Below are 22,423 nucleotides of genomic sequence, written 5' to 3'. Positions count from 1 at the left end.
ATTATCGATGCAGTCCACCAATCACCCTCATGGTGAGCTTGTCGAACCACGCAATGCTTTTTCACCCCTGTTGCTTTCATTGGTTCTCGCCCTTGCTGCCACCCTCGTCTTCACCGAAACGGCCTCTGCCCGCACAATCCTCGACATGCTGTTCGGGCCGCGCCAGATCTACCGCGAAAACACGGACCGGCTCATTGAAGACGGCAACGGAAGGCGGGTTCGCCCGCCCGCTCGAAACCGCCCCATCAAGCGGGCACGTCCTCGCTCCGTCGCACCCCAGGCCTCAACTGGCCCCCGGCCGAGCACGACGGTAAAAGAAGCTATTCCGGAGAAATTGCCGGACGCCAAGACAGTGCTCATTGTCGGCGACTTCATGGCGAAGGGCCTTGCGGAGGGTCTCGATGAAGCATTCATCGATTCGCCCGGCGTTCGCGTCATTGACAAAAGCGATGGTTCCTCTGGCTTTGTCCGCGATGATCATCACGATTGGCCGGCAACAATCGGCGCTGTGATCGAAGCCGAAAAGCCTGCGGTCGTCATCATGATGGCGGGCGCAAACGATCGCCAGCAATTTGCCAATGGCCAGACGCTGTTGAGCGATGAGTGGGACAAGGAATATCAGGCGAGGATCAACGCCTTTCTCGAAGCTGTCAAGAAAACCGGCCGTCCGGTCGTTTGGGTCGGCCAGCCCTCCTACAAGACCAAGAGCATGACCAATGATGTGCTGGCCTTCAACGAGCTCTACCGCAATGCAACCGAGAAGGCCGGTGGCACATTTGTCGACGTCTGGGATGGGTTCGTTGATCAGAGCGGCAGTTTTACCCTGTCGGGTTTTGACATGTCCGGCCAGACGGCGCGACTGCGTAACAATGATGGTATCGGCCTGACGCCTGCCGGCAAACGCAAGCTCGCTTTCTATGTGGAAAAGCCCTTGCGTCAGATGTTGGGCAATGCAACCTCCCCCAACATTGCTGCAATCAAACCGGGTGCACCGGTGCAGGCGCTCCCCGGGACGCCGCAGGCTCCCGTGAAGGTCGACCGACTTGCCCCGATCAGCCTCAACGACCCCGAACTCGATGGCGGCACAGACCTTCTCGGCGCGTCACCGCGTGGTGCGCCGGCGCCGGAAAAATCCGCGCGAGACCGGCTGGTCATCGATGGAGTGGCACCGGAGAGTCAGCCGGGTCGTGTCAATGATTTTTCCTGGCCGAAGCGACCGGATGCAACTCCGACCACCGGCGCGGTGCGTTGATCAGAGCCTCGTGCGGCGAGTTCGACGGTGCCTGCGGTTTCGTGCAAGGTTCTTGCGTGGAATAGTGCGATTCCCACGCATGAATCGTCGAAACTGATGCAAGAATCATCGAATTTGGCGTAAGAATCTCAACCGGAACGAGAATTCTAGTTGTTGCGGGTTGAAAACTCTTATCTTGGCAGTACCGAAGCGCCCATCAGCGCCGCATCGATGGATTGCGCCGCCTGACGGCCCTCGCGGATCGCCCAGACCACCAGTGATTGCCCGCGCCGTACATCGCCAGCCGTGTAAAGCTTGTCGACGCTGGTGCGATAATCTTTGTCATCCGCTGCAACCGAACGGTTACCACGGCGATCGGCTCGCATATCGAGCGAACCTGTCAATTCCTTGACTATCCCATCCTCGAACGGGCCCGAAAAACCGATGGCGATGAATGCCAGATCGGCCTTGATGAAAAATTCTGTGCCGGCGATCGGCTTGCGCGCTTCATCGACTTCGCAGCACTTGACATGCGTCAACGTGCCGTTTTCTCCAATGAATTCAAGCGTTGCCACCTGGAATTCGCGATCGGCGCCTTCGGCTTGGGAGGAAGATGTGCGCATCTTTGTCGCCCAATACGGCCAGACGCTGAGCTTGTCTTCCTTCTCTGGAGGCTGCGGGCGAATGTCGAGCTGCGTGACCTTCACCGCACCCTGACGGAACGCCGTGCCGACGCAATCGGATGCGGTATCGCCACCGCCGACAACTACCACGTGCTTTCCCGAGGCAACGATCGGGTCGCTCGGCCAAGCCACGGATTCGATATTCTCGCGGCCAATGCGGCGGTTCTGCTGGACTAGATAGTGCATGGCGTCGTGAACGCCTTCGAACTCGCCGCCAGGGATACCCGCAGGACGCGGTGTTTCCGCTCCGCCGCAGTAGAGCACGGCATCATAGGTATCGATAAGCGCTTGAATTGGCTTGTCTATTCCGACATTAACCCCGCAGAAGAACGTAACGCCTTCGCCCTCCATCTGGGTGACACGGCGATCGATGAAGTGCTTCTCCATCTTGAAATCAGGGATCCCGTAGCGAAGCAAACCGCCCGCCCGGCTCTCGCGTTCATAGACATGAACCTCATGTCCGGCCCGCCCAAGCTGCTGCGCCGCCGCTAACCCTGCCGGCCCCGAACCGATGACCGCCACGGTCCTCCCGGTCTTCGAAACAGCCGGCTGCGGAATGATAAAGCCCTTTTCATAGGCCTTGTCGGCGATCGCCTGCTCTACCGTCTTGATGGAAACCGGCACATCTTCGAGATTGAGCGTGCAGGCCTCCTCACACGGCGCCGGACAGATTCTGCCGGTAAATTCCGGGAAATTATTGGTGGAATGCAGGTTTCTGATCGCCTCATCCCAGTTGTCGTTGTAAACGAGATCATTCCAGTCCGGAATCTGGTTATGGATCGGGCAGCCCGTCGGGCCATGGCAAAACGGAATTCCGCAATCCATGCAGCGTGCGGCCTGCTTTTTGACCTCGCCATCCGACATGGGAATGGTAAATTCCCTGAAGTGCCGTATGCGATCCGACGCGGGCTGATACTTGCCGACCTGCCGGTCGATCTCGAGAAAACCTGTAACCTTACCCATAAAACTGTTCCCATGCTGAGCGTCGCCGCGGCAACGCTCCAAGCGTAAAGCATTGATATTATTCGGCTGCGACACCCATCCGCATGCGCTCCATGTCTTCGAGCGCGCGGCGATATTCGACCGGCATGACTTTCACGAATTTCGGCCTGAAGGTTTCCCAATTGTCGAGAATCTCCTTGGCGCGGCCCGAACCCGTATAGTGCATGTGGTTCGAGATCAGCTGCACCAGACGCTCTTCATCGTGACGGGTCATATTGCCCGAAACATCGACGCGTCCCTTGTGCGCGAGGTCGCCGCCGTGATGATGCAGCTTCTCGAGGATGTCGTCCTCCTCCGGAACCGGCTCCAGTTCGACCATCGCCATATTGCAGCGCTGGGCAAAATCGCCCGCTTCATCAAGTACATAGGCAACACCGCCGGACATGCCGGCTGCAAAGTTACGGCCGGTCTGGCCAATCACAACGACGACACCGCCGGTCATGTACTCGCAGCCGTGATCGCCTGTGCCTTCGACGACAGCAATGGCGCCGGAGTTCCGGACAGCGAAACGCTCACCCGCCACGCCGCGGAAATAGGCCTCGCCCTCGATAGCACCGTAAAGCACGGTATTGCCAACAATGATCGAGTCTTCTGGCACGATTTTCGTGTTCTCCGGCGGACGAATGACGATGCGGCCGCCGCAAAGGCCCTTGCCGACATAGTCATTGCCGTCGCCGATCAGTTCGAACGAAATGCCGCGCGCGAGGAACGCCCCAAAGGATTGCCCAGCAGTTCCGGTGAACTTGACGGAGATCGTATCTTCTTTCAGACCTTTATGGCGATACCGCTTGGCGACTTCACCCGACAGCATCGCGCCGGCGGAACGATCGACGTTCTTGATACCCATCTCGATCTTGACCGGAATCTTGGTTTCGAGCGCGGTCTTCGCCTGCTCGATCAGCTTGCGGTCGAGTATATCGACGATCGGGTGGTTCTGCCGTTCGGTCCAGCGTGTCTTCTCCTCGGGCGCTTCCGGCTTGTGGAAAATGCGTGTGAAATCAAGACCCTTGGCTTTCCAGTGATCGATCATCTCGCGCTTTTCGAGAAGCTCGGCCTTGCCGACGATCTCTTCAAGCTTCGTATAGCCCATCTCTGCCAGGAACTGCCGCACCTCTTCCGCCATATAGAAGAAGAAGTTGATGACGTGTTCCGGCGTGCCCTTGAAGCGCTTGCGCAGGACCGGATCCTGCGTTGCGACACCGACAGGACAAGTGTTGAGATGGCACTTGCGCATCAGGATGCAGCCCGTTGCGATCAAAGGAGCCGTCGAGAAACCGAACTCGTCGGCGCCAAGCAGCGCACCGATAATGACGTCGCGGCCAGTCCGTAAACCACCGTCCACCTGAAGGGCGATGCGCGAGCGAAGCCCATTGAGCACCAGCGTTTGCTGTGTTTCGGCCAGCCCCATTTCCCATGGACTGCCCGCATGCTTGAGCGATGTCAGCGGCGAAGCGCCCGTTCCGCCGTCATAACCGGAAATCGTGATATGATCGGCACGCGCCTTGGCAACACCGGCCGCGACAGTTCCGACGCCGACTTCCGAAACGAGCTTGACCGAGACATCCGCTTCCGGATTGACGTTCTTCAGATCGTAGATGAGCTGTGCCAGATCCTCGATGGAATAGATGTCATGGTGAGGCGGCGGCGAAATCAGACCGACACCAGGCGTGGAATGACGGGTCTTGGCGACAGTCGCATCGACCTTGTGGCCGGGTAGCTGACCGCCTTCGCCGGGCTTGGCACCCTGCGCGACCTTGATCTGCATCATGTCGGAGTTGACGAGATATTCCGTCGTCACACCAAAACGGCCGGACGCTACCTGCTTGATCGCCGAGCGCTCGGGATTTGGCTTCCCATCGGGAAGCGGATAGAACCGATCCGGCTCCTCGCCACCCTCGCCGGTGTTCGACTTGCCGCCGATCCGGTTCATGGCAATGGCCAGTGTCGTATGGGCCTCGCGGCTGATCGAACCGAAGGACATGGCCCCGGTCGAGAACCGCTTGACAATGTCTTTGGCAGACTCGACCTGATCGATCGGGATGGGCTTGCGACCAGTATCCGACGCCATTTTGATCTTGAACAGGCCGCGGATCGTCTGTGCCTGCGCCGACTGGCTGTTGACCATGTCGGAATATTCTTTGAACGTCGCCGGCGATTCAGTCCGCACGGCGTGCTGGAGCTTTGCCACGGCATCGGGCGACCACAGATGCGCCTCGCCGCGGATGCGGTAGGCATATTCGCCACCGACCTCAAGCGAGCTCATCAGCACAGGATCATTGCTGAATGCGTCGCGGTGCCGGCGAACGGTTTCCTCCGCAACCTCTTCAAGGCCTACACCCTCAATCATGGTTGCTGTCCCGAAGAAGTACCGGTCAACGAATTCGGATTTGAGGCCCACCGCATCGAAGATCTGCGCACCGCAATAGGACTGGTATGTGGAAATGCCCATCTTGGACATGACCTTCAAAATGCCCTTGCCAATCGACTTGATGTAACGCGAGACGATTTCGCGCGAGTCGACTTCCGGCGGGAACTCGCCGCGCTTGTGCATGTCGAGCAGCGTGTCGAATGCCAGATAGGGATTGATCGCTTCCGCACCATAGCCGGCAAGGCAGCAGAAATGATGCACTTCGCGCGGCTCACCGGATTCGACCACAAGACCGACCGATGTGCGCAAGCCTTTGCGAATCAGGTGATGATGAACCGCCGCCACCGCGAGTAGCGCAGGGATCGGGATGCGATCCGGCCCCACCTGACGGTCCGACAAGATAATGATGTTATAACCGCCATGCACCGCTGCTTCAGCGCGGTCGCAAAGCCGCTCGACTGCACCGGCCATGCCTGCCGCGCCTTCTTCGACGTTATAGGCGGTGTCCAGCGTCTTGGTGTCGAAACGATCTTCCGTGTGACCGATCGACCGTATCTTTTCCAGATCGCCATTGGTCAGGATCGGCTGGCGCACCTCAAGCCGCTTGCGGCGCGATGTGCCCACCAGATCGAAGATGTTGGGACGCGGCCCGATGAAGGACACAAGGCTCATCACCAGCTCTTCGCGGATTGGATCGATCGGCGGGTTGGTCACCTGCGCAAAGTTCTGCTTGAAGTAGGTGTAAAGCATCTTCGACTTGTCAGACATCGCCGAGATCGGCGTGTCCGTACCCATCGATCCGATAGCTTCCTGGCCCGTAGTCGCCATGGGCGCCATCAGGATGCGCGTGTCTTCCTGCGTGTAGCCGAAAGCCTGCTGACGATCGAGAAGACTGACATCCTTGCGCAGCGCGCGTGGTTCCACCGGGCTCAGTTCTTCCAGAATGAGCTGCGTGTTCTTCAGCCACTGCTTGTAAGGATGGCGGTTGGCGATCTCCGACTTGATCGTGTCATCTGAAACGATCTCGCCCTTTTCCATGTCGATCAGCAGCATGCGGCCTGGCTGCAGCCGCCACTTCTTGACGATCTTCTCTTCCGGGACGGGCAGAACCCCGGCTTCCGATGCCATGATCACAAAATCATCATCGGTGACGAGATAACGCGCCGGGCGCAGTCCGTTGCGGTCGAGAGTTGCGCCAATCTGGCGGCCGTCAGTGAAGGCAACCGCTGCCGGACCATCCCATGGTTCCATGAGTGCCGCGTGATACTCGTAGAACGCCTTGCGGTCATCGGCCATAAGCTTGTTGCCGGACCATGCTTCCGGGATCAACATCATCATCGAATGGGCAAGCGAGTACCCGCCCTGGAACAGGAACTCCAATGCGTTATCGAAACATGCTGTGTCCGACTGGCCTTCATAAGAGATGGGCCAGAGCTTGGAAATATCGTTGCCAAAGTACTCGCTGTCGACCGAAGCCTGCCGCGCCGCCATCCAGTTGACGTTGCCGCGCAGCGTGTTGATTTCGCCGTTATGCGCGACCATGCGATAGGGGTGCGCGAGCTTCCACGACGGAAACGTGTTCGTGGAAAACCGCTGATGCACCAGGGCGACGGCACTTTCGAAACGCGGATCCTTCAGGTCCTTGTAATAGGCGCCGACCTGATAAGCGAGGAACATGCCCTTATATACGATCGTGCGCGCCGACATGGAAACGACATAGAAATCGCTCTCCCTGCCGCCATTCTCCTGATAGATGCGGTTCGAAATTACCTTGCGCAGAACATAGAGCCTGCCTTCGAAATCCTCGTTGGTTTCGATGTTGGGGTTGCGACCGATGAAGACCTGCCGGTGGAATGGCTCTGTCTCGGCAATGTGGGGTGCTTTGGACAAGGATGAGTTGTCGACGGGAACATCGCGGAAGCCGATAAGCGATTGTCCTTCCGAAGCGATAACTTCGGTGATCACCGCCTCGATGTGCGCGCGGTCTTCAGGGTCCTGCGGCATGAACAGATAGCCGACGGCATAGTGATTGATCGGAGGAAGCTCGACGCCTTTTTCGGCCCAGTCGGCACGGAAGAACGCATCAGGAATCTGTACGAGCAGCCCGGCACCATCGCCCATCAGAGGATCCGCGCCCACAGCACCGCGATGAGTGAGGTTTTCGAGCATGAACAGCCCGTCCTCGATGACCTTGTGCGACTTCACGCCCTTCATATGCGCGATGAAGCCGACGCCACAGGCGTCATGTTCGTTGCGCGGGTCGTAAAGGCCTTGTCGGACAGGAAAACCTGACGATTTATTGGTTTTGACCGCACGATTCTGTACGGCCTGAGCGAGTTCAGTCGTTACAGATGGCGTCAAATCCGACATCGTCAATTCCTCCGTTTGGCGCCCTCGCCGGGCGGTAATATCTCTTGCTGCGCCACGCGTCTCTTGGACGCATAAAGGACGCAGCAGCATTTTAATTTTGCGGATAATCCTTTTCAAAAACCGTTTCGGTTTTTGGGATTATCCGCAGGAGACGGAATACCATAATTCCAGTCCCGCTTCATGCGGCATATCTTCCGGTGCGGATTGCGGTCACTATTATAAGGACGGAAGCGCCTGCTCACCATCCTCGTTTTCAGTTCGCACAAATAGGACAGCAATGCTGTCTTATTATCGTATGCCAGAATTATTCCAAACAAACAAGATGGAAAAGCAAAAAATATCACCATTCAACGAAATATCATTGCTCAAAACGCTTCAAAAGTATGCCGTTAGTTTCAAAGCATGCGATTTCCTCTACAAGAGGCGGTATAAACAACCACTTCCGCATGGATAGCATCCTCCGCTCCCTTTTCACCAGCAGATGAAAGGCGTATGCGTTTGCGCGTCAGTGGAAAATCGTAAGGTCGATTATGCATTTTGCTTCCGATAATTGGGCCGGAGCCCACCCGAAGATTGCCGAGAGTTTGAGCAAACATGCGGATGGCTTTGCAGCCGCCTATGGCACAAGCGCGCTCGATAAGGCGGTCGCACAGACGTTCAACGAGATATTCGAGCGAGAGGTCACGGTGTTTTTCGTTGGCACAGGCACGGCCGCAAATTCGCTGGCGCAGGCAGCTGTTGCGAAGCCTGGTGGTGTGACGTTCGCTCATCGCGAAGCGCATATCATTGAAGATGAAGGCGGTGCGCCAGGTTTCCTCACCGCCGGCGCGCGTTTTCAGGCGATCGACGGCGCCGTCGGCCTCATGCATATCGACAATCTGAAAGCGGCGATAAAAGGCTTTGCACCGGGCAATGTGCATGCCGGCCAGCCGATGGGCGTTTCGATCACCCAATCCAGTGAAATCGGTACACTTTATGAACTCAATGAAATTGCAGCCATTTCAACCCTTTGCCGCGAGAATGGCTTGCCGCTGCACATGGATGGTGCGCGCTTTGCCAATGCGCTTGTGTCGCTAGGCTGTTTGCCTGCGGATATGACCTGGCGTCAGGGCGTCGAAATACTCTCCTTCGGAGGCACTAAAAATGGCTGCTGGTGCGCCGAGGCACTTGTATTCATGAACCCGGCCCATGCTCGAGAAATGCCGTTCATCCGCAAGCGGTCCGCACAGCTTTTCTCGAAGTCCCGTTTCATAGCTGCTCAGTTCGAGGCGTATTTTACTGATGGGTTGTGGCTGGAACTTGCCGCCCATGCCAATGACATGGCGGCGCACCTCGCCGATCATATTAAAGCGTCGACGAAGTTGCGACTCGCTTGGCAACCTCGCGCAAACGAAGTCTTCGCGATCATGGCAAAGGACATGTCGACGAAGCTGCATGAAGCAGGCGCTGTATTCTACGACTGGAGGGCCCCGCACTCTGAAAGAAATCTGGTCGGGGAAAACGAAACGCTTGTGCGGCTCGTCACAAGCTTTGCCACGACCCCGCAAGAAATCGACCGGTTTGGCGACCTGATCGCATAAAAAAAGCGGCGCATTGCTGCGCCGCTTTTGCTCACTCGTTACGCCAAACGCTTAGTTCGTGGCCTTTGCCTCGATCTGTTTGGCTTCCTTGTCGGACAAGGAAGTAACAGCGATCTTGCGCGGCTTCATCTCCTCCGGAATTTCGCGCTTGAGTTCAATGTGCAAAAGGCCGTTTTTCAGGCTCGCACCACTGACTTCGACGAAATCGGCAAGATGGAAGCGGCGCTCGAAAGCGCGCGAGGCGATACCGCGGTAAAGCGTTTCGGCCTTTTCATCAGACTTCTCTACAGCCTTCTCGCCCGTCACCTTGAGCTGGTTGCGATGTGCCTCGATCTGGATCTCGTCCTCCGAGAACCCGGCAACAGCGATGGTGATGAGATAGGTGTTCTCGCCAGTCCGCTCGATATTGTAGGGCGGATAGGTCTGGGCACCTTCTGGCTGGGCCAGACTGTCGAGAATGGTGAAAAGCCGGTCAAAACCAACGGTTGAGCGGTAGAGTGGGGAAAAATCAACGTGACGCATGTTTAAGCCCTCCTTTAGAGCGACAATGTTTGCGTGTTTTGGCTCTCGGTAGAACTCCCTTTGTGGCAAGTTCCGTCGAACCAGTGACCCCGATATGGCGGTCACAGAAATTATCTGGTTAGCCCGCCGGCGGATTTCAAGAGGTTACAAAGTGTGGCTGTGGATGAACGCAAAATGAACATCATCTTCGGAATACGTTCACGTGGATGTGACTATAAATGCACCAAGGTTGGAAACGAACCGATACTAAAAAGGATACGACAATGAAGAAAACCGTCCTCGCACTTACCGCTGCGGCACTTCTCGTTACCGGGTTTGCTGCTTCGGCAATGGCCGACAGCCGCTATTACCGTGCTGACGCGGCTGCCGAATATCTTGACGACAGCGGTGGCGCCGATGGCTATCTGGTTCAGGAACGCCGCTACTATGATGGCGAGAGCCGCCGCTACTATCGTGATGACCGTCGCGAACGATTTGGTCCCCGCGACGTAGCGCGTATGCTTGAACGCCGTGGTTACCGGGTCCGTGACGTGGACTTCGAGCGTGGGCGCTATTTCGTGCGTGCCGCACGTCGTGGCAATCCGGTCCTTGTCGTCGTTTCGCGTGATGGAGACATTCTGGAAACCCGCCGCATGGGCGGTGATCGTTATCGTGATCGTCGTGAAAGCGGTTTCAGCATCGAAATAAACCCGGCTTACTGAGTATAAAAGCCGAATTCGTTCCGGGTGTAACGTCCCTTCCATCCGGAATGAACTGACCGGAAGCTCTCAGGCGAGTTTCCGGTCATTCTTTTTCTAGAGCAATCCCAGGAAAAGTGAGAACTGGTTTTCCATCCGGGATTGCGTAAAACAAAGAGTTAGAGCAATTCCGCGATTCGAAGAAAAACGGAAATGATCCAACTGCGGTTTGACCTTTGCAGCGCCACATTTTATCACAGGCGGAGACTATTGGCGGCGAGGAATTGACCAGACCAAATGATCAGACCGCTTGTCGAAACTTCATCCAATCCCATCCCGTCCGGCACACGCGTTGATTCACTCAATCTTCGCGACGGCAAGGAACTCCGCTATACCGTCACCCCGGCCAGTGCCCAGCCTGCGCAGGGCACAGTCATCATCCTGCACGGCCGTAACGAGTGCATCGAAAAATATTTCGAGACCGTCCGCGACGTCGCTAACCGTGGCTTTACAGTTGCGACATTCGACTGGCGCGGCCAGGGTGCATCCAGCCGGCTCCTGCGAAATGCCGCAAAGGGCTATGTAAAGAGCTTTGACGACTACGCGGTCGATTTCGAGCAACTGTTCGAACATGTCCTCCTGCCCGATTGCCGCGGGCCATTCTACATCCTGGCTCATTCCACTGGAGCGCTTGCGGCCCTGCTAGCCGCCCCAGCCCTTTCGAATCGTATCCGCCGGATGGTCCTGATCGCGCCGCTATTGGATATCAACGGCAGCCGCGCCAGAAAGACGATTGCGCGGGTTGGCGCGAGCACACTTCGCTATGCAGGACTTGGCCGGGCTTATATGCTTGGCGGTCCGCACCAGATAAGGCCATTTGACTTCAATGAAGTAACGTCCGATGCGGCGCGTTACCTGCGCAATTGCGAGATTCTCGAAAAAGCGCCTGAACTGGCCATCGGCGGGCCCACGGCAAGCTGGATCGTCGCAGCCGCCAAAGCGATCAAAAAGATCAGTCGGCCGGAATTCATTGAAACGATCCGCATTCCCATGCTGATGGTTGCAGCGGGAGCCGACAGCGTCGTCTCCACCCCGGCAATCGAGCGTTATGCCTTGCAACTGCGCAACTCCACATTGCTGACAATTGATGGCGCCAAGCATGAAATCCTCCAGGAGAAGGATTTCTATCGCGAGCAGTTTTTTGCCGCATTCGACGCCTTCATTCCCGGCACCGGCAGCGAGACGGAATAGAACATCAACGGTTGAGCAATTCCAGAGTCTTGGCGTGCAGTTCGGGCGTCGCAGCAGCAACGATATCGCCGGCCTTCTCCGCCGGACCTCCATCCCACGTGGTGATCACACCACCGGCCTTTTCGATGATCGGAACAAGCGCCACAATGTCATATGGATGCAGGCCGGTTTCGACAACGAGATCGACGAAGCCGGCAGCCAGCATGGAATAAGCGTAACAATCCGTGCCGTAGCGTGCGAGCCGCACGCTTTGTTCGACCCGATCATAGGCGGCGCGCTTCTCATCCTTGAACATTGCCGGTGTGGTCGTAAACAGTGTTGCCTCGGAAAGTTCGGTGGTTTTCCGCGTTTCGAGGCGGCGAATACCACCCGGACCCTCGTACCATGAAGCGTCACCGTCACACATGAACAGCTCATTGGTAAACGGTTGGGCCATGAGCCCCGCCACCGCATCGCCGTCGATGGTAAGACCGGCCAATGTTCCCCATACAGGAATACCGGAAATGAACGCGCGGGTACCATCGATCGGGTCGATCACCCAGACATGCGAGTGATCGAGATTTTCGCCGCCGAACTCTTCGCCGAGAATACCGTGATCCGGAAAACTTGCATTGATCAGTTTGCGAATCGCCTTTTCAGCCTCTCGGTCAGCCTCTGTCACAGGGTCAAAACCCGTCTGATATTTATTATCGATGAGCGAAATCGTGCGGAATCGCGGCAACGTCTGCTCCGCTGCGACCGCGGCGATTTGCTTCAAAAAAGAAAGTTTAATGACCAAAATAGCTCCTTGCGATTAAAATATCCTCATTTTCTTGCCACGTCGGCGAATTTATTGCATTTTTTTTAGGCACCTAATAATTGTGCCCAAAAAAACACACAAAACACTTGACATTTGTGCGGCGCAGCATAGATTGATACATGGACAGGGCGACCTGTCTATGCCCTCCTTGGGCGTTTCCTCCCTAGACTTGGGCCGCGCTTACGCGCGGTCTTTTTTTTGTTTAAGATCCTGATGAAGCGCTATTCGGCAGCAAGCGGCGTATCCAGGAAATAGAAATCCGGCAGCGACACGATATCCCGTAGAAAAAGTGCAATATCCCGTTGCAGCTGATCGAAGCCTGCCTTCTTTTCGTAGCTGTGTTCGTTGAGGTAAAGACCACGATTGACCTCGATCTGCAGAGTATGAAACTGCTTGAGTGGCCGCCCGTAATGCTCGGTAATATAGCCGCCGGCATAAGGTTTGTTGTGGGCCACCACATAGCCCAGCTCCCGAAGCAGCTGGATCGCCGCGTTTGCGAGCTCGGGCGCGCAACTTGTACCAAACCTGTCACCGATGATGAAATCCGGGCGCATGCCGCTTTCTGGAAAACGAATGCCTGTCGGCATCGAATGACAATCAACAAGGACGCCATAGCCAAAGCGTTCGCGTGTTGTGACGAGAGTATCTCCGAGGAGCGCGTGATATGGCCTGTAGATTGTTTCGATACGGCTCAGCGCTTCTACGATGTGAAGCTTGTGCGCATAGATTTCCTGCCCTTCGCCTACGAGGCGGGGAATTGTCCCCAGACCGCCCGCAACCCGGGCGGAATGCCCGTTGGCGTACGACGGCAGGGGTTCGAGAAACATTTTGGCGTCGAGCTCGTAAGGCTCGCGATTCACATCTAGATAGGCCCGAGGAAAATGTGCCACCATCAAGGGCGCGCCGATCATGACTGCCGAGGCAAACAGCTGGTCGACGAAGCAATCTTCCGAACGCCGGACCGTGTGCGGGTCGAGTTGCGATTGTTGTAGGAAGGCCGCCGGATAATATCGTCCGCTATGGGGTGAATTGAAAACGAACGGAATGCGTTGATCGGACGGTTGCCGCAATTCATAAGGCGGGCTGTCAGGAAAATCACGCTCGGCCGTCATCGCTCACTTCGAAGGTTCATTACTGTTATGGTACCACTCTAGATCAAGTTTCCTCCAGATGGAATTGACCAATGGTCCACCGTGACCAACTTTCTGACGTATGCAAGTTACACCTGTTGGGGTGCTTTTCCCGCGAAACGGTACCTCGACTTTTGCAGCTTTCACGCTTATTTCTAGCAAATCATTCACGCGATCTTTACCAAAAAAGCGTTTCTTGAATCGTGATGGACGCTGATCTGGGGATGATCGGGTGCTAACCAATTCGGACGGACTGATGAAGAGAATCCTTCTTGCGGAAGATGACAATGATATGCGGCGCTTTCTGGTCAAGGCACTGGAGAAAGCGGGATATCACGTCACGCATTTCGACAATGGCGCCAGCGCCTATGATCGATTGCGCGAAGAGCCGTTTTCACTGCTTCTAACCGATATTGTCATGCCGGAAATGGACGGTATCGAGTTGGCGCGCCGCGCTTCGGAAATCGATCCAGACCTGAAGATCATGTTCATTACCGGCTTTGCTGCTGTGGCGCTCAATGCCGATTCGAAGGCTCCGAAAGACGCCAAGGTGCTTTCCAAGCCTTTCCACCTGCGCGATCTTGTCAATGAAATCGAGAAAATGCTTGTCGCAGCCTGATAGGCTGCGGCATTCGTTCCTTGTTATGAAGAAAGCCTGATAGTTCTCGCCACAGCTATTGACGGAGCCAATTCAATATGGTGTATGCGCCCGTCAGATGGGCGTGTAGCTCAGCGGGAGAGCACTACGTTGACATCGTAGGGGTCACAGGTTCAATCCCTGTCACGCCCACCATCTGAACCCCAGACACTGCATCGGGCCGCTGGCCACTGTTTCACCTGCTCGGCTCGCGCCCCTCAATCAGCGCGCGCCGTCAATGAGATGGTATGCGAGAACGTCGAGACCGGTCCGAATCCGGGCGACGCGCGTGAGATCTGGATGCGTAAGCAGCCACAAGGAAACTTCCATGTCGGGGAGTGGGGAATCGACCCGCCGAAGTTCCGGATCAGCGTCGGCGAGATCGCAGGGTAGCGCCGCAATATCCATGCCAGCCCGCGCCGCGGTCTGCAGGGCCAGGCATGCCGGCGCTGTCTCCGGCCATGCTCTTCCATCACGATCTTATGACCACGTGGGTCGCTTGTACCGCCAGATACACCGACCTACGTAACCGGTGGCATTGCCCTGTCGCCGTTTGGGTGTAGCCTCCTGAACAATGGTAACCCTTCGGCGGAGATTCGAGATGCAGCTTGGTATGATTGGACTGGGGCGTATGGGCAGCAACATGGCGCAGCGCCTGATGAAGCATGGTCACGACTGTGTCGTTTACGACACGCGCGCCGAGAGCATGCTGGAGTTACAGAGCCTCGGCGCCAAGGGCAGCACGTCGCTGCCAGAATTTGTCTCGACGCTGACAAAGCCCCGCGCGGTCTGGCTGATGCTGCCGGCCGCGGTCGTGGACAAGGTTCTGGCACAATTGGTTCCGCTGCTCGACAAGGACGATATCGTCATCGATGGCGGCAATTCTTACTATCACGATGACATCCGCCGCAGCGGCGAGTTGAAATCCAGCGGCATCCACTATGTCGATGTTGGGACGAGTGGCGGTATATTTGGCTTCGAACGCGGCTATTGCCTGATGATCGGCGGCGAAAAGGATATCGTTCAACACCTCTCCCCGATCCTTGCCGCCCTTGCGCCTGGCAAAGGCAATGTACCCGAGACACCGAGCCGTCTGGAGAACCCGGTAGCCGGCAGCACTGCCGATCAGGGTTACTTGCATTGCGGACCCCATGGCGCTGGGCATTTTGTCAAGATGGTCCATAATGGCATCGAATACGGATTGATGGCTGCCTATGCGGAAGGCCTCAACATTCTGCGCAATGCCGATATCGGCCTGCGCTCGCATGAGGTCGATGCTGAAACGACGCCGTTGCAGAACCCCGAGCATTATCAGTACGAGTTCAACCTGCCGGACATTGCCGAAGTATGGCGTCGCGGCAGCGTCGTCAGTTCCTGGCTTCTCGACCTCACAGCCGATGCATTGCACGGCGACCCGGCGCTCGCGAGTTATGAGGGGCGCGTCTCGGATTCGGGCGAAGGCCGCTGGACCGTCATGGCCGCGATCGACGAGGCCGTACCGACGCCCGTTCTCAGCGCTGCCCTGCAGGAACGCTTCTCTTCGCGCGGCAATGCCGACTTTGCCAACAAGATCCTGTCCGCCATGCGACGTGAGTTTGGCGGACACGTGGAAAAACAGGCGCCGAAACCGGCTGGGTAATCCCGCCCGCCGGACGCCTGTGCATACAGGAGTATAAAGTCATGGATTTGAAAATGCTGAGATCGACCCTTCCGATACTGGCTTTGGCCGCTGGCGTGGCGATGGCGCTGCCGCTGGAGGCCAGCGCCCAAAGCATGATGAAGAAGGGTCAGTCAACCATGACGACGAAGGCGTCGAACAGAGCCAATGTCCGTGGAACAATCGAGAGTTTCAACGGCACAACCATCGTGGTGAAGACGCGCGAGGGACCGGATGCCACCGTCACTTTGAGTGATGGTTGGGTCGTCGGCGGCGTCGCCAAGGCGTCGCTGGATGACATCAAGAAGGGCGATTTCGTCGGGATATCCAACGTGCCGAAAAGCGAAGGAGGCAACAGCGCGCTAGAGGTCGTAATCTTTCCGGCTGCACTCAAGGGCACAGGTGAAGGCGACCGTCCATGGGATTTGAAGCCGAATAGCAGCATGACGAATGCGACTGTCGCCGATGCGGTCAAGGACGTGGATGGCCGCACCCTCACAGTCACCTATCGTGGCGGTGAAAAGAAAATTGCTGTTCCCGACGGCACGCCAATTGTCACGCTCATTCAGGCCACAAAGGACGATCTGAAGCCGGGTGCTACCGTCTTCGTCGCCGCCGAGAAGGGCAGCGATGGCACCCTCACCTCGAAGCGCGTCGTCGTCGGCACGAACGGCGTCGTTCCACCCATGTAATCACAAGATAATATCCCGGAAACAGTACTGCTTCCGGGATATGCACTCAATGGTGAGCGCCAACTTCGCTATCGAGATGCGCCATCTGCACTTCGGCATAGCGCGTCCCGGCAGCGGCGCCTTTCGGCACGGCATTTTCGATAGCGTTTAGGTCTTCGCTCGTAAGCGTGACGTCGATCGCACCCAGCGCCTCACTCAACCGGTCGCGCCGCCGCGCGCCGATCACCGGTATGATGTCCTTGCCCTGCGCCGCGACCCAGGCAATCGCGATCTGCGCCACCGTCACGCCCTTTCCGGCCGCAATCTTCTGCAGCGCCTCGACCAACGCCAGGTTCTTGTCGACGTTGTCGCCCTGGAATCGCGGGCTGTGCGTGCGGTAATCGCCGGGACCCATGGCAACCTTTGTCCAGTGCCCGCTGATGAGACCGCGTGAAAGCACGCCGTAGGCGGTGATACCGATGTCGAGTTCGCGGCATGTCTCAAGAATACCATCCTCGATGCCGCGCGAAATCAGCGAATACTCGATTTGCAGGTCGACGATCGGATGCACTGCCGCGGCCTTGCGGATCGTTGCCGAGCCGACCTCGGACAGGCCAATGTGCTTGACATAACCGGCCTTGACCATGTCGGCGATCGCACCAATCGTATCTTCGATCGGCACATTGGGATCGAGTCTCGCCGGCCGATATATGTCGATATAGTCGACACCCAGGCGTTCCAGTGAATAGGCGAGGAAATTCTTGGTTGCCTGAGGCCTTGCATCAAAGCCGGACCACCCGCCCGCGGGATCGCGAAGCCCGCCATATTTGACGCTGATGACCACGTCCTCACGCTTCTTGCCCTTCAACGCTTCTGCAATCAGCATCTCATTGTGGCCTAGGCCGTAGAAATCCCCGGTATCGAGAAGATTGATCCCCGCATCAAGCGAGGCATGAATGGTCGCGATGCTTTCGTCGCGATCGGAGGGTCCATAAATACCCGACATGCCCATGCAGCCGAGACCGATTTCGGAAACGCGCGGTCCGGTTTTTCCAAGTTGACGATATTGCATATTCTAGCTCCGGTTTTTCAACGTTCCCGATCAATATAAAACAACTATGTTTGTGCGATAATCCCATCTATTCTGTACGGGTTGTTTGGAAAAATGCACAATGAATGAGAATGAGCCTGACCTGTCCGACCTAGGCGCTTTGGTAGCTGTCGCGCGCACGCGCAGTTTCCGCGCGGCGGCCGCGCTTCGCGGTGTGTCGGCGTCTTCCTTGAGCGAAGCCATCCGCCGGCTGGAAGCGCGTGTCGGCGTCCGTCTTCTCAATCGCACGACACGCAGCGTCACACCAACCGAGGCCGGAACGCAGCTGCTCGAACGCCTTGACCCGGCGCTCGGCGAGATTGCCGGAGCGCTCGATGCTCTCAACAATTTTCGCGACAGCCCCACCGGGACGCTCAAGCTCAATGTACCGATCATCGTGGCGCAGAAGATCCTGCCGCCTATCATCAATCGGTTCCTTGCAGCATATCCCGGAATCACACTGGAGATTTCGGCTATCGACACTTTCATCGATGTGCTGGCGGCAGGCTTCGATGCCGGGATCCGCTACGACGAAAGTATCGAGCGCGATATGATCGCAATCCCGATAGGCCCCCGCACCCAGCGCTTCATTGCTGCGGCAGCACCATCTTACCTCACAAAAAACGGCAAGCTCGAGCATCCACGCGATCTCATCCATCACGCCTGCATACGTCACCGATTTGCCAGCGGCGTGGTTCCAAACTGGGAATTCGAGCGAAACGGCAAACTGATAAAAATCACGCCCAAAGGTCCGCTTATTGCCTCGACTGCGGACATCGGCATTGGCGCTGCCATTGCTGGTATCGGGCTGATCTATACGTTTGAGGAATATTTGAGCCCGGCCATCGCCAGCCGCGAGCTTGTCCCTGTGCTTGACCCCTGGTGGCAGAGTTTTACGGGCCCGCGTCTCTACTATCCGAGCCGCAGGCATATGCCTGCACCGCTCCGGGCCTTTGTGGATTTCATCAAAAATACCGAACATCCGCAAGTTCAAGCCTAGGTCTCTTGCATCCACCGCCCCGCTATGCCATGACGCGCGCTCCCCATTCGAGGCGGTGCTTTTTGCGCCGCCCTTCATAGATTCTCGGCCTATCAATTTCCGGTACATAAGGAGCGCTGCCATGGCTCAGGCGCTGGGTTTCGACTTTGGCACGACAAATACGGTTATGGCCTTGGCCGATGGATCGTCGACCCGCTCGCTGGCCTTCACCAGTGCAGCCGGCACCGCCGACAGCATGCGAACCGCTTTGTCCTTTATGAAGGATCCCCTCGCAGGCGCATCCGCTTTGAAAGTCGAGGCGGGACATGCCGCCATTCGCCAGTTCATCGACCATCCGGGCGAATGCCGTTTCCTGCAATCCATCAAGACTTTTGCCGCAAGTGCGCTGTTCCAGGGCACTTTGATCTTTGCCAAGCGCCAGACTTTCGAGGACTTGATGGAGATATTCCTGCGGCGCCTCAAGGTCTATGCGGACGACAACTGGCCGGCGGACATCACGCGTGTGGTCACCGGGCGCCCCGTCCATTTTGCCGGTGCAAATCCAGATCCGGCGCTGGCGACCGAGCGCTACAACGAAGCATTGACGCGCTTTGGATTTCCGGAAATCCACTTCGTCTATGAGCCTGTCGCCGCAGCTTTCTACTTCGCGCAAAATCTCAAATCCGATGCAACGGTGCTGGTTGCCGATTTCGGTGGCGGCACGACCGACTATTCGATCATTCGCTTCGAAACATCAGCTGGCAAGCTCAGCGCGAGGCCGATCGGCCATTCCGGCGTTGGCGTAGCGGGCGACCACTTCGATTATCGCATGATCGACCAGATCGTGGCGCCGCAGATCGGCAAAGGCAGCCTGTTTCGAAGCTTCGACAAGACACTCGAAGTCCCCGCCTCGTGGTATGCGAATTTTGGCCGCTGGAACCAGCTGTCGATCTTCAAGACCTCGCGCGAATTTGCGGCCTTGAAGAAGCTTGTCCGTGACAGCCTTGAGCCGGACAAGCTGGAGATTTTCGTGGATCTGGTGGACCACGACGAGGGCTATCCTCTCTATCAGGCCGTGTCCGCCACCAAGATAGCGCTTTCATCGGCAGCCGAAGCGGAGTTCGACTTTGCACCGCTCGGGCGCGGCGGCCACAAGACTATCCGCCGGTCCGACTTCGAAGGCTGGATCGCCAGCGATCTCGCACGTATCGAAGGCGCGCTTGATGATGTTCTCGAAAAGACCAAGACCTCTCCTGCCCATATCGACAAGATATTCCTGACCGGAGGTACATCCTTCGTTCCGGCAGTTCGCCGTATTTTTACCGAACGATTCGATCATGATCGAATCGAGAGCGGCGGCGAACTGCTCTCGATCGCTCACGGCCTCGCGCTGATCGGCGAGCGCGACGACATCAACCAGTGGACCGCTTAGAGCAATTCCAGGAAAAGTGGGGACCGGTTTTCCGTCCGGAGTTGCGTAAAGACAAAGAGCCCAAGAAAATGAAAATGCTCTGGCCTCAAATTCTTGAGGGATGACAATACGGTCGCAAGGGTCTATCGAACAGTTTCAAGAATGCGTTTGGAAACGGGACTATGAAAGAAGCGATTACGCTCAAGCAACTGACGGCAGCCATCGGAACTGAAATCGGCTGCTCGGAGTGGCGCGTCGTCAGCCAGGACATGATCAATCTGTTTGCTGACGCCACCGACGATCATCAGTTCATTCACACCGATCCGGAACGCGCCGCGGAAACGCCCTTCGGCGGCACTATCGCCCATGGTTTTCTGACAATCTCGCTCCTGTCGACATTGGCCTATGAGGCGCTCCCGATGATCGAAGGCGCGACCATGGGCATCAACTACGGTTTCGACAAAGTGCGTTTCATGGCGCCGGTAAAATCCGGCAAGCGCGTGCGCGCTCGCTTCAAGCTCGTGGATGCCGACATCCGCCCTTCGGGCCGTGTTCTCAACAATTATGAAGTAACGCTCGAGATCGAAAACTCGCTCAAGCCCGCCTTGGTCGCCAATTGGCTGACTATCGCGGTGCTCGAACATCCACCGGAAATGGACTGAACAGGTTCAAGTAAGGCGGCCGGCTGCATCAAGCGGCGCACCACTTTCCCGATAGGTCGTCACAAGGTCCCTGAATGCGAACGGGCCCTGCACAAACATCCCCATATCGTAAGGATTGCGGATTTGTGCCCCCTTCAGAAACAACAGATGCATCTTGAAGAAATTGGCCTTTGCACGGGCATAGCGCGTAGCACTGTGAATATTCTTGAAACGGACTTGCCGGATAATCGGCTGGTCGAGCGGGTTTATTCCAAGCGCAGCTGCGGGATCCGACTTATAAAAATGAATGATATCGGTGATGGTCTGAAATTCAGCCCAGAGCACCGGCGTTTCCTGGAAGACGACCCTTGTGTCTTCGCGCAAGCTCGTCGCCCGCGGGTGAAAGGCGATCATCAGCAGGCATGAGCCCGCGGCCAGCAGCGACACGGGCTTTTGTTTTAGAAGTTGCGGGTTGCTGCGCCACACATCGGCTATGGCCTCCACGGCAGGAACCGTCCCAAGGCTATGCGCGACGATCACAACCTCATCGGCATCACTCGTTTGCAATTTATGCACGAGATGCTCCGCAAACTCCCGTCTACGTTGCAACAGACTTGGATTGCGGTGGTGAATACGATCGGATGCGGCGGTCCAATCATCAAGCAGATATGAGAAGAACACCTTGTCACCTGGCCAGCGGACCAGCAGCCGAGCAAACAGCAATGCCGGTGGTATTGTCCAGATCAGATGTAGTGCGTTGAACCCGCCCAACAGTGGCAACAGGCCAATACAGATTGTCACCAGCGTGACGAAGCAGGCGAAGGCAAACGGCCAAAGAAAGAAGATGCAAAACCGCCAGCTCGTCCGCAGGTAGCGAAAAAACGTACCACTCAAAATAACATCGAGGAATGCCATGAGCCCCGTGGCAAATCGCGTCGCCACGTTTCTCGCGGCGTAGGCATCGAAAATATCGGCGCTGCCGTACTGGCAGAATTCCGTTTCGGTCTGCCAGTTGACGCCCTTGGTTTCGATATGCATGGAGGCGATGTTCGGCCCTTCAACGAGCATCGATTGGGTCTTGGTCGTCGCGCTCCAGAGGCGGCTGAAGTCGGCAGAGCTGTTCAAGTATCGGCCGCGCACCCTGTCAGGATGCAACCCTTCATAACCGGTAAAATTGATAACCAGACGCTTTCTTACAGCCATCACGATTCTCTATGCGAAGAGACCGCGTAACTGCAGCCACCGGGCATCTCATTGGGGCGAACGGCGGCGCAATTGTGGTGGACCGTCCAAAGTTGAGCGCCAGTACCATATAATCGCTACGGTTTGTACTGCCCTGTCTCAGTTATCTTCTGCAAAGGAATCTCCCGCAAAGAGAATGTTTGCCGAATGGCATTGCTGCTGTGCGTGGTTCGACAAGCTCACCATGAGGGAAGTGGGATGATTGCAAGGAGCCAGCAACAGCAACGCTCACGCCTGTCGCAACGCCTTCGGCTATCGTTGCAACCCACTACTTCCCTCATGGTGAGCCTCATCCTGAGCCTGTCGAAGGGCGCACAGCAGCATTGCCATCCGGCAAATCACCAGCCTTCAAGGCACCCCGATCAACCTCCAGACCAAAATAATCGTGGCCACTTATCCACGCTCCCCGAACCTGAGCTATCCTATGCCCGTCCTTTCCATGGGGAGCTGCTTCCGGAGCCGTTCGAAAGTGGGGAAGGACG

19 protein-coding genes and 1 tRNA gene are annotated in these 22,423 nt (G+C 56.8%); 11 read left to right on the top strand and 9 right to left on the bottom strand.

The annotated features are described in order from the left end of the window. Window positions 1-7: 7 nt before the first annotated feature. Window positions 8-1,252: an SGNH/GDSL hydrolase family protein gene (locus C7476_RS12300; RefSeq protein ID WP_114430220.1), complete on the top strand. Its 1,245-nt coding sequence runs from the start codon at window positions 8-10 to the stop codon at window positions 1,250-1,252. A 170-nt stretch (window positions 1,253-1,422) separates the two neighbouring features. Here C7476_RS12300 and C7476_RS12295 read toward each other — a convergent pair whose 3' ends face one another. Both C7476_RS12295 and gltB read right to left on the bottom strand, forming a co-directional pair. Then, the gene (locus C7476_RS12295; RefSeq protein ID WP_114430219.1) at window positions 1,423-2,877 is read right to left on the bottom strand and encodes a glutamate synthase subunit beta; all 1,455 of its coding nucleotides are present in this window, start codon (window positions 2,875-2,877) and stop codon (window positions 1,423-1,425) included. A 58-nt stretch (window positions 2,878-2,935) separates the two neighbouring features. After that, window positions 2,936-7,654, bottom strand: a complete 4,719-nt coding sequence (gene gltB, locus C7476_RS12290; protein ID WP_114430218.1) for a glutamate synthase large subunit — start codon at window positions 7,652-7,654, stop codon at window positions 2,936-2,938. Window positions 7,655-8,184: 530 nt separating this feature from the next. On the opposite strand from gltB, the gene C7476_RS12285 reads away from it, so the two are divergent. Then, the gene (locus C7476_RS12285; RefSeq protein ID WP_114430217.1) at window positions 8,185-9,234 is read left to right on the top strand and encodes a threonine aldolase family protein; all 1,050 of its coding nucleotides are present in this window, start codon (window positions 8,185-8,187) and stop codon (window positions 9,232-9,234) included. 51 nt (window positions 9,235-9,285) lie between these two features. Here the strand turns inward: C7476_RS12285 and C7476_RS12280 are convergent, their stop codons facing one another. After that, the gene (locus C7476_RS12280) at window positions 9,286-9,756 is read right to left on the bottom strand and encodes an Hsp20 family protein (protein WP_114430216.1); all 471 of its coding nucleotides are present in this window, start codon (window positions 9,754-9,756) and stop codon (window positions 9,286-9,288) included. Window positions 9,757-10,019: 263 nt separating this feature from the next. On the opposite strand from C7476_RS12280, the gene C7476_RS12275 reads away from it, so the two are divergent. Together C7476_RS12275 and C7476_RS12270 are read left to right on the top strand one after the other, a co-directional pair. Further along, complete coding sequence (locus tag C7476_RS12275) at window positions 10,020-10,457, top strand: antifreeze protein (protein WP_114430215.1); 438 nt, start codon at window positions 10,020-10,022, stop codon at window positions 10,455-10,457. Between the two features lie 273 nt (window positions 10,458-10,730). Continuing rightward, the gene (locus C7476_RS12270; protein ID WP_114430214.1) at window positions 10,731-11,684 is read left to right on the top strand and encodes an alpha/beta fold hydrolase; all 954 of its coding nucleotides are present in this window, start codon (window positions 10,731-10,733) and stop codon (window positions 11,682-11,684) included. A 4-nt stretch (window positions 11,685-11,688) separates the two neighbouring features. Here the strand turns inward: C7476_RS12270 and hisN are convergent, their stop codons facing one another. Together hisN and C7476_RS12260 are read right to left on the bottom strand one after the other, a co-directional pair. Next, complete coding sequence (hisN, locus tag C7476_RS12265) at window positions 11,689-12,462, bottom strand: histidinol-phosphatase (RefSeq protein WP_114430213.1); 774 nt, start codon at window positions 12,460-12,462, stop codon at window positions 11,689-11,691. A 242-nt stretch (window positions 12,463-12,704) separates the two neighbouring features. Beyond that, complete coding sequence (locus tag C7476_RS12260) at window positions 12,705-13,595, bottom strand: N-formylglutamate amidohydrolase (RefSeq protein ID WP_114430212.1); 891 nt, start codon at window positions 13,593-13,595, stop codon at window positions 12,705-12,707. Between the two features lie 274 nt (window positions 13,596-13,869). Between C7476_RS12260 and cpdR the strand changes: the two genes are divergently transcribed. After that, on the top strand, window positions 13,870-14,232 hold the full coding sequence (gene cpdR, locus C7476_RS12255) for a cell cycle two-component system response regulator CpdR (protein ID WP_008124673.1): 363 nt from the start codon (window positions 13,870-13,872) through the stop codon (window positions 14,230-14,232). A gap of 99 nt (window positions 14,233-14,331) precedes the next feature. After that, window positions 14,332-14,406: transfer RNA gene (locus C7476_RS12250), tRNA-Val, on the top strand. A gap of 66 nt (window positions 14,407-14,472) precedes the next feature. Here the strand turns inward: C7476_RS12250 and C7476_RS12245 are convergent. Then, complete coding sequence (locus C7476_RS12245) at window positions 14,473-14,658, bottom strand: hypothetical protein (RefSeq protein ID WP_114430211.1); 186 nt, start codon at window positions 14,656-14,658, stop codon at window positions 14,473-14,475. A gap of 193 nt (window positions 14,659-14,851) precedes the next feature. Between C7476_RS12245 and gnd the strand changes: the two genes are divergently transcribed. Further along, complete coding sequence (gene gnd / locus C7476_RS12240) at window positions 14,852-15,889, top strand: phosphogluconate dehydrogenase (NAD(+)-dependent, decarboxylating) (protein ID WP_114430210.1); 1,038 nt, start codon at window positions 14,852-14,854, stop codon at window positions 15,887-15,889. A 41-nt stretch (window positions 15,890-15,930) separates the two neighbouring features. Then, on the top strand, window positions 15,931-16,599 hold the full coding sequence (locus C7476_RS12235) for a hypothetical protein (protein WP_425373974.1): 669 nt from the start codon (window positions 15,931-15,933) through the stop codon (window positions 16,597-16,599). Window positions 16,600-16,645: 46 nt separating this feature from the next. On the opposite strand, the gene C7476_RS12230 is transcribed toward C7476_RS12235, so the two are convergent. Then, window positions 16,646-17,650: an aldo/keto reductase gene (locus C7476_RS12230; RefSeq protein ID WP_114430209.1), complete on the bottom strand. Its 1,005-nt coding sequence runs from the start codon at window positions 17,648-17,650 to the stop codon at window positions 16,646-16,648. 100 nt (window positions 17,651-17,750) lie between these two features. Between C7476_RS12230 and C7476_RS12225 the strand changes: the two genes are divergently transcribed. From C7476_RS12225 to C7476_RS12215, 3 genes are all read left to right on the top strand, one after another. Next, window positions 17,751-18,668 (top strand): LysR family transcriptional regulator, encoded by a 918-nt coding sequence (locus C7476_RS12225; RefSeq protein ID WP_114430208.1) that lies wholly within the window; start codon window positions 17,751-17,753, stop codon window positions 18,666-18,668. Window positions 18,669-18,789: 121 nt separating this feature from the next. Continuing rightward, window positions 18,790-20,079: an Hsp70 family protein gene (locus C7476_RS12220; RefSeq protein WP_114430207.1), complete on the top strand. Its 1,290-nt coding sequence runs from the start codon at window positions 18,790-18,792 to the stop codon at window positions 20,077-20,079. 161 nt (window positions 20,080-20,240) lie between these two features. Beyond that, entirely contained in the window at window positions 20,241-20,720 is a 480-nt protein-coding gene (locus C7476_RS12215; protein WP_112531704.1) for a MaoC family dehydratase, read from the top strand. A gap of 6 nt (window positions 20,721-20,726) precedes the next feature. On the opposite strand, the gene C7476_RS12210 is transcribed toward C7476_RS12215, so the two are convergent. Next, window positions 20,727-21,902, bottom strand: a complete 1,176-nt coding sequence (locus tag C7476_RS12210; protein ID WP_114430206.1) for an alpha/beta hydrolase — start codon at window positions 21,900-21,902, stop codon at window positions 20,727-20,729. 328 nt (window positions 21,903-22,230) lie between these two features. Beyond that, window positions 22,231-22,423 (bottom strand): hypothetical protein (locus tag C7476_RS28505; RefSeq protein WP_210207793.1); only part of this gene is annotated, 193 nt, incomplete at its 5' end.

Source organism: Phyllobacterium bourgognense, from assembly GCF_003337575.1.
GTDB lineage: Bacteria > Pseudomonadota > Alphaproteobacteria > Rhizobiales > Rhizobiaceae > Phyllobacterium > Phyllobacterium bourgognense.
Note: the sequence above shows the minus strand (reverse complement) of the source record. Positions and strands in the feature narration are given on the sequence as shown.

Bases quoted from the DNA above. Each gene is read 5' to 3' on its own strand.
- C7476_RS12300 (WP_114430220.1), top strand. From the start codon at position 8: ATGCAGTCCACCAATCACCCTCATGGTGAGCTTGTCGAACCACGCAAT.
- C7476_RS12295 (WP_114430219.1), bottom strand. From the start codon at position 2,877: ATGGGTAAGGTTACAGGTTTTCTCGAGATCGACCGGCAGGTCGGCAAG.
- gltB (WP_114430218.1), bottom strand. From the start codon at position 7,654: ATGTCGGATTTGACGCCATCTGTAACGACTGAACTCGCTCAGGCCGTA.
- C7476_RS12285 (WP_114430217.1), top strand. From the start codon at position 8,185: ATGCATTTTGCTTCCGATAATTGGGCCGGAGCCCACCCGAAGATTGCC.
- C7476_RS12280 (WP_114430216.1), bottom strand. From the start codon at position 9,756: ATGCGTCACGTTGATTTTTCCCCACTCTACCGCTCAACCGTTGGTTTT.
- C7476_RS12275 (WP_114430215.1), top strand. From the start codon at position 10,020: ATGAAGAAAACCGTCCTCGCACTTACCGCTGCGGCACTTCTCGTTACC.
- C7476_RS12270 (WP_114430214.1), top strand. From the start codon at position 10,731: ATGATCAGACCGCTTGTCGAAACTTCATCCAATCCCATCCCGTCCGGC.
- C7476_RS12260 (WP_114430212.1), bottom strand. From the start codon at position 13,595: ATGACGGCCGAGCGTGATTTTCCTGACAGCCCGCCTTATGAATTGCGG.
- cpdR (WP_008124673.1), top strand. From the start codon at position 13,870: ATGAAGAGAATCCTTCTTGCGGAAGATGACAATGATATGCGGCGCTTT.
- C7476_RS12245 (WP_114430211.1), bottom strand. From the start codon at position 14,658: ATGGATATTGCGGCGCTACCCTGCGATCTCGCCGACGCTGATCCGGAA.
- gnd (WP_114430210.1), top strand. From the start codon at position 14,852: ATGCAGCTTGGTATGATTGGACTGGGGCGTATGGGCAGCAACATGGCG.
- C7476_RS12235 (WP_425373974.1), top strand. From the start codon at position 15,931: ATGGATTTGAAAATGCTGAGATCGACCCTTCCGATACTGGCTTTGGCC.
- C7476_RS12230 (WP_114430209.1), bottom strand. From the start codon at position 17,650: ATGCAATATCGTCAACTTGGAAAAACCGGACCGCGCGTTTCCGAAATC.
- C7476_RS12225 (WP_114430208.1), top strand. From the start codon at position 17,751: ATGAATGAGAATGAGCCTGACCTGTCCGACCTAGGCGCTTTGGTAGCT.
- C7476_RS12220 (WP_114430207.1), top strand. From the start codon at position 18,790: ATGGCTCAGGCGCTGGGTTTCGACTTTGGCACGACAAATACGGTTATG.
- C7476_RS12215 (WP_112531704.1), top strand. From the start codon at position 20,241: ATGAAAGAAGCGATTACGCTCAAGCAACTGACGGCAGCCATCGGAACT.
- C7476_RS12210 (WP_114430206.1), bottom strand. From the start codon at position 21,902: ATGGCTGTAAGAAAGCGTCTGGTTATCAATTTTACCGGTTATGAAGGG.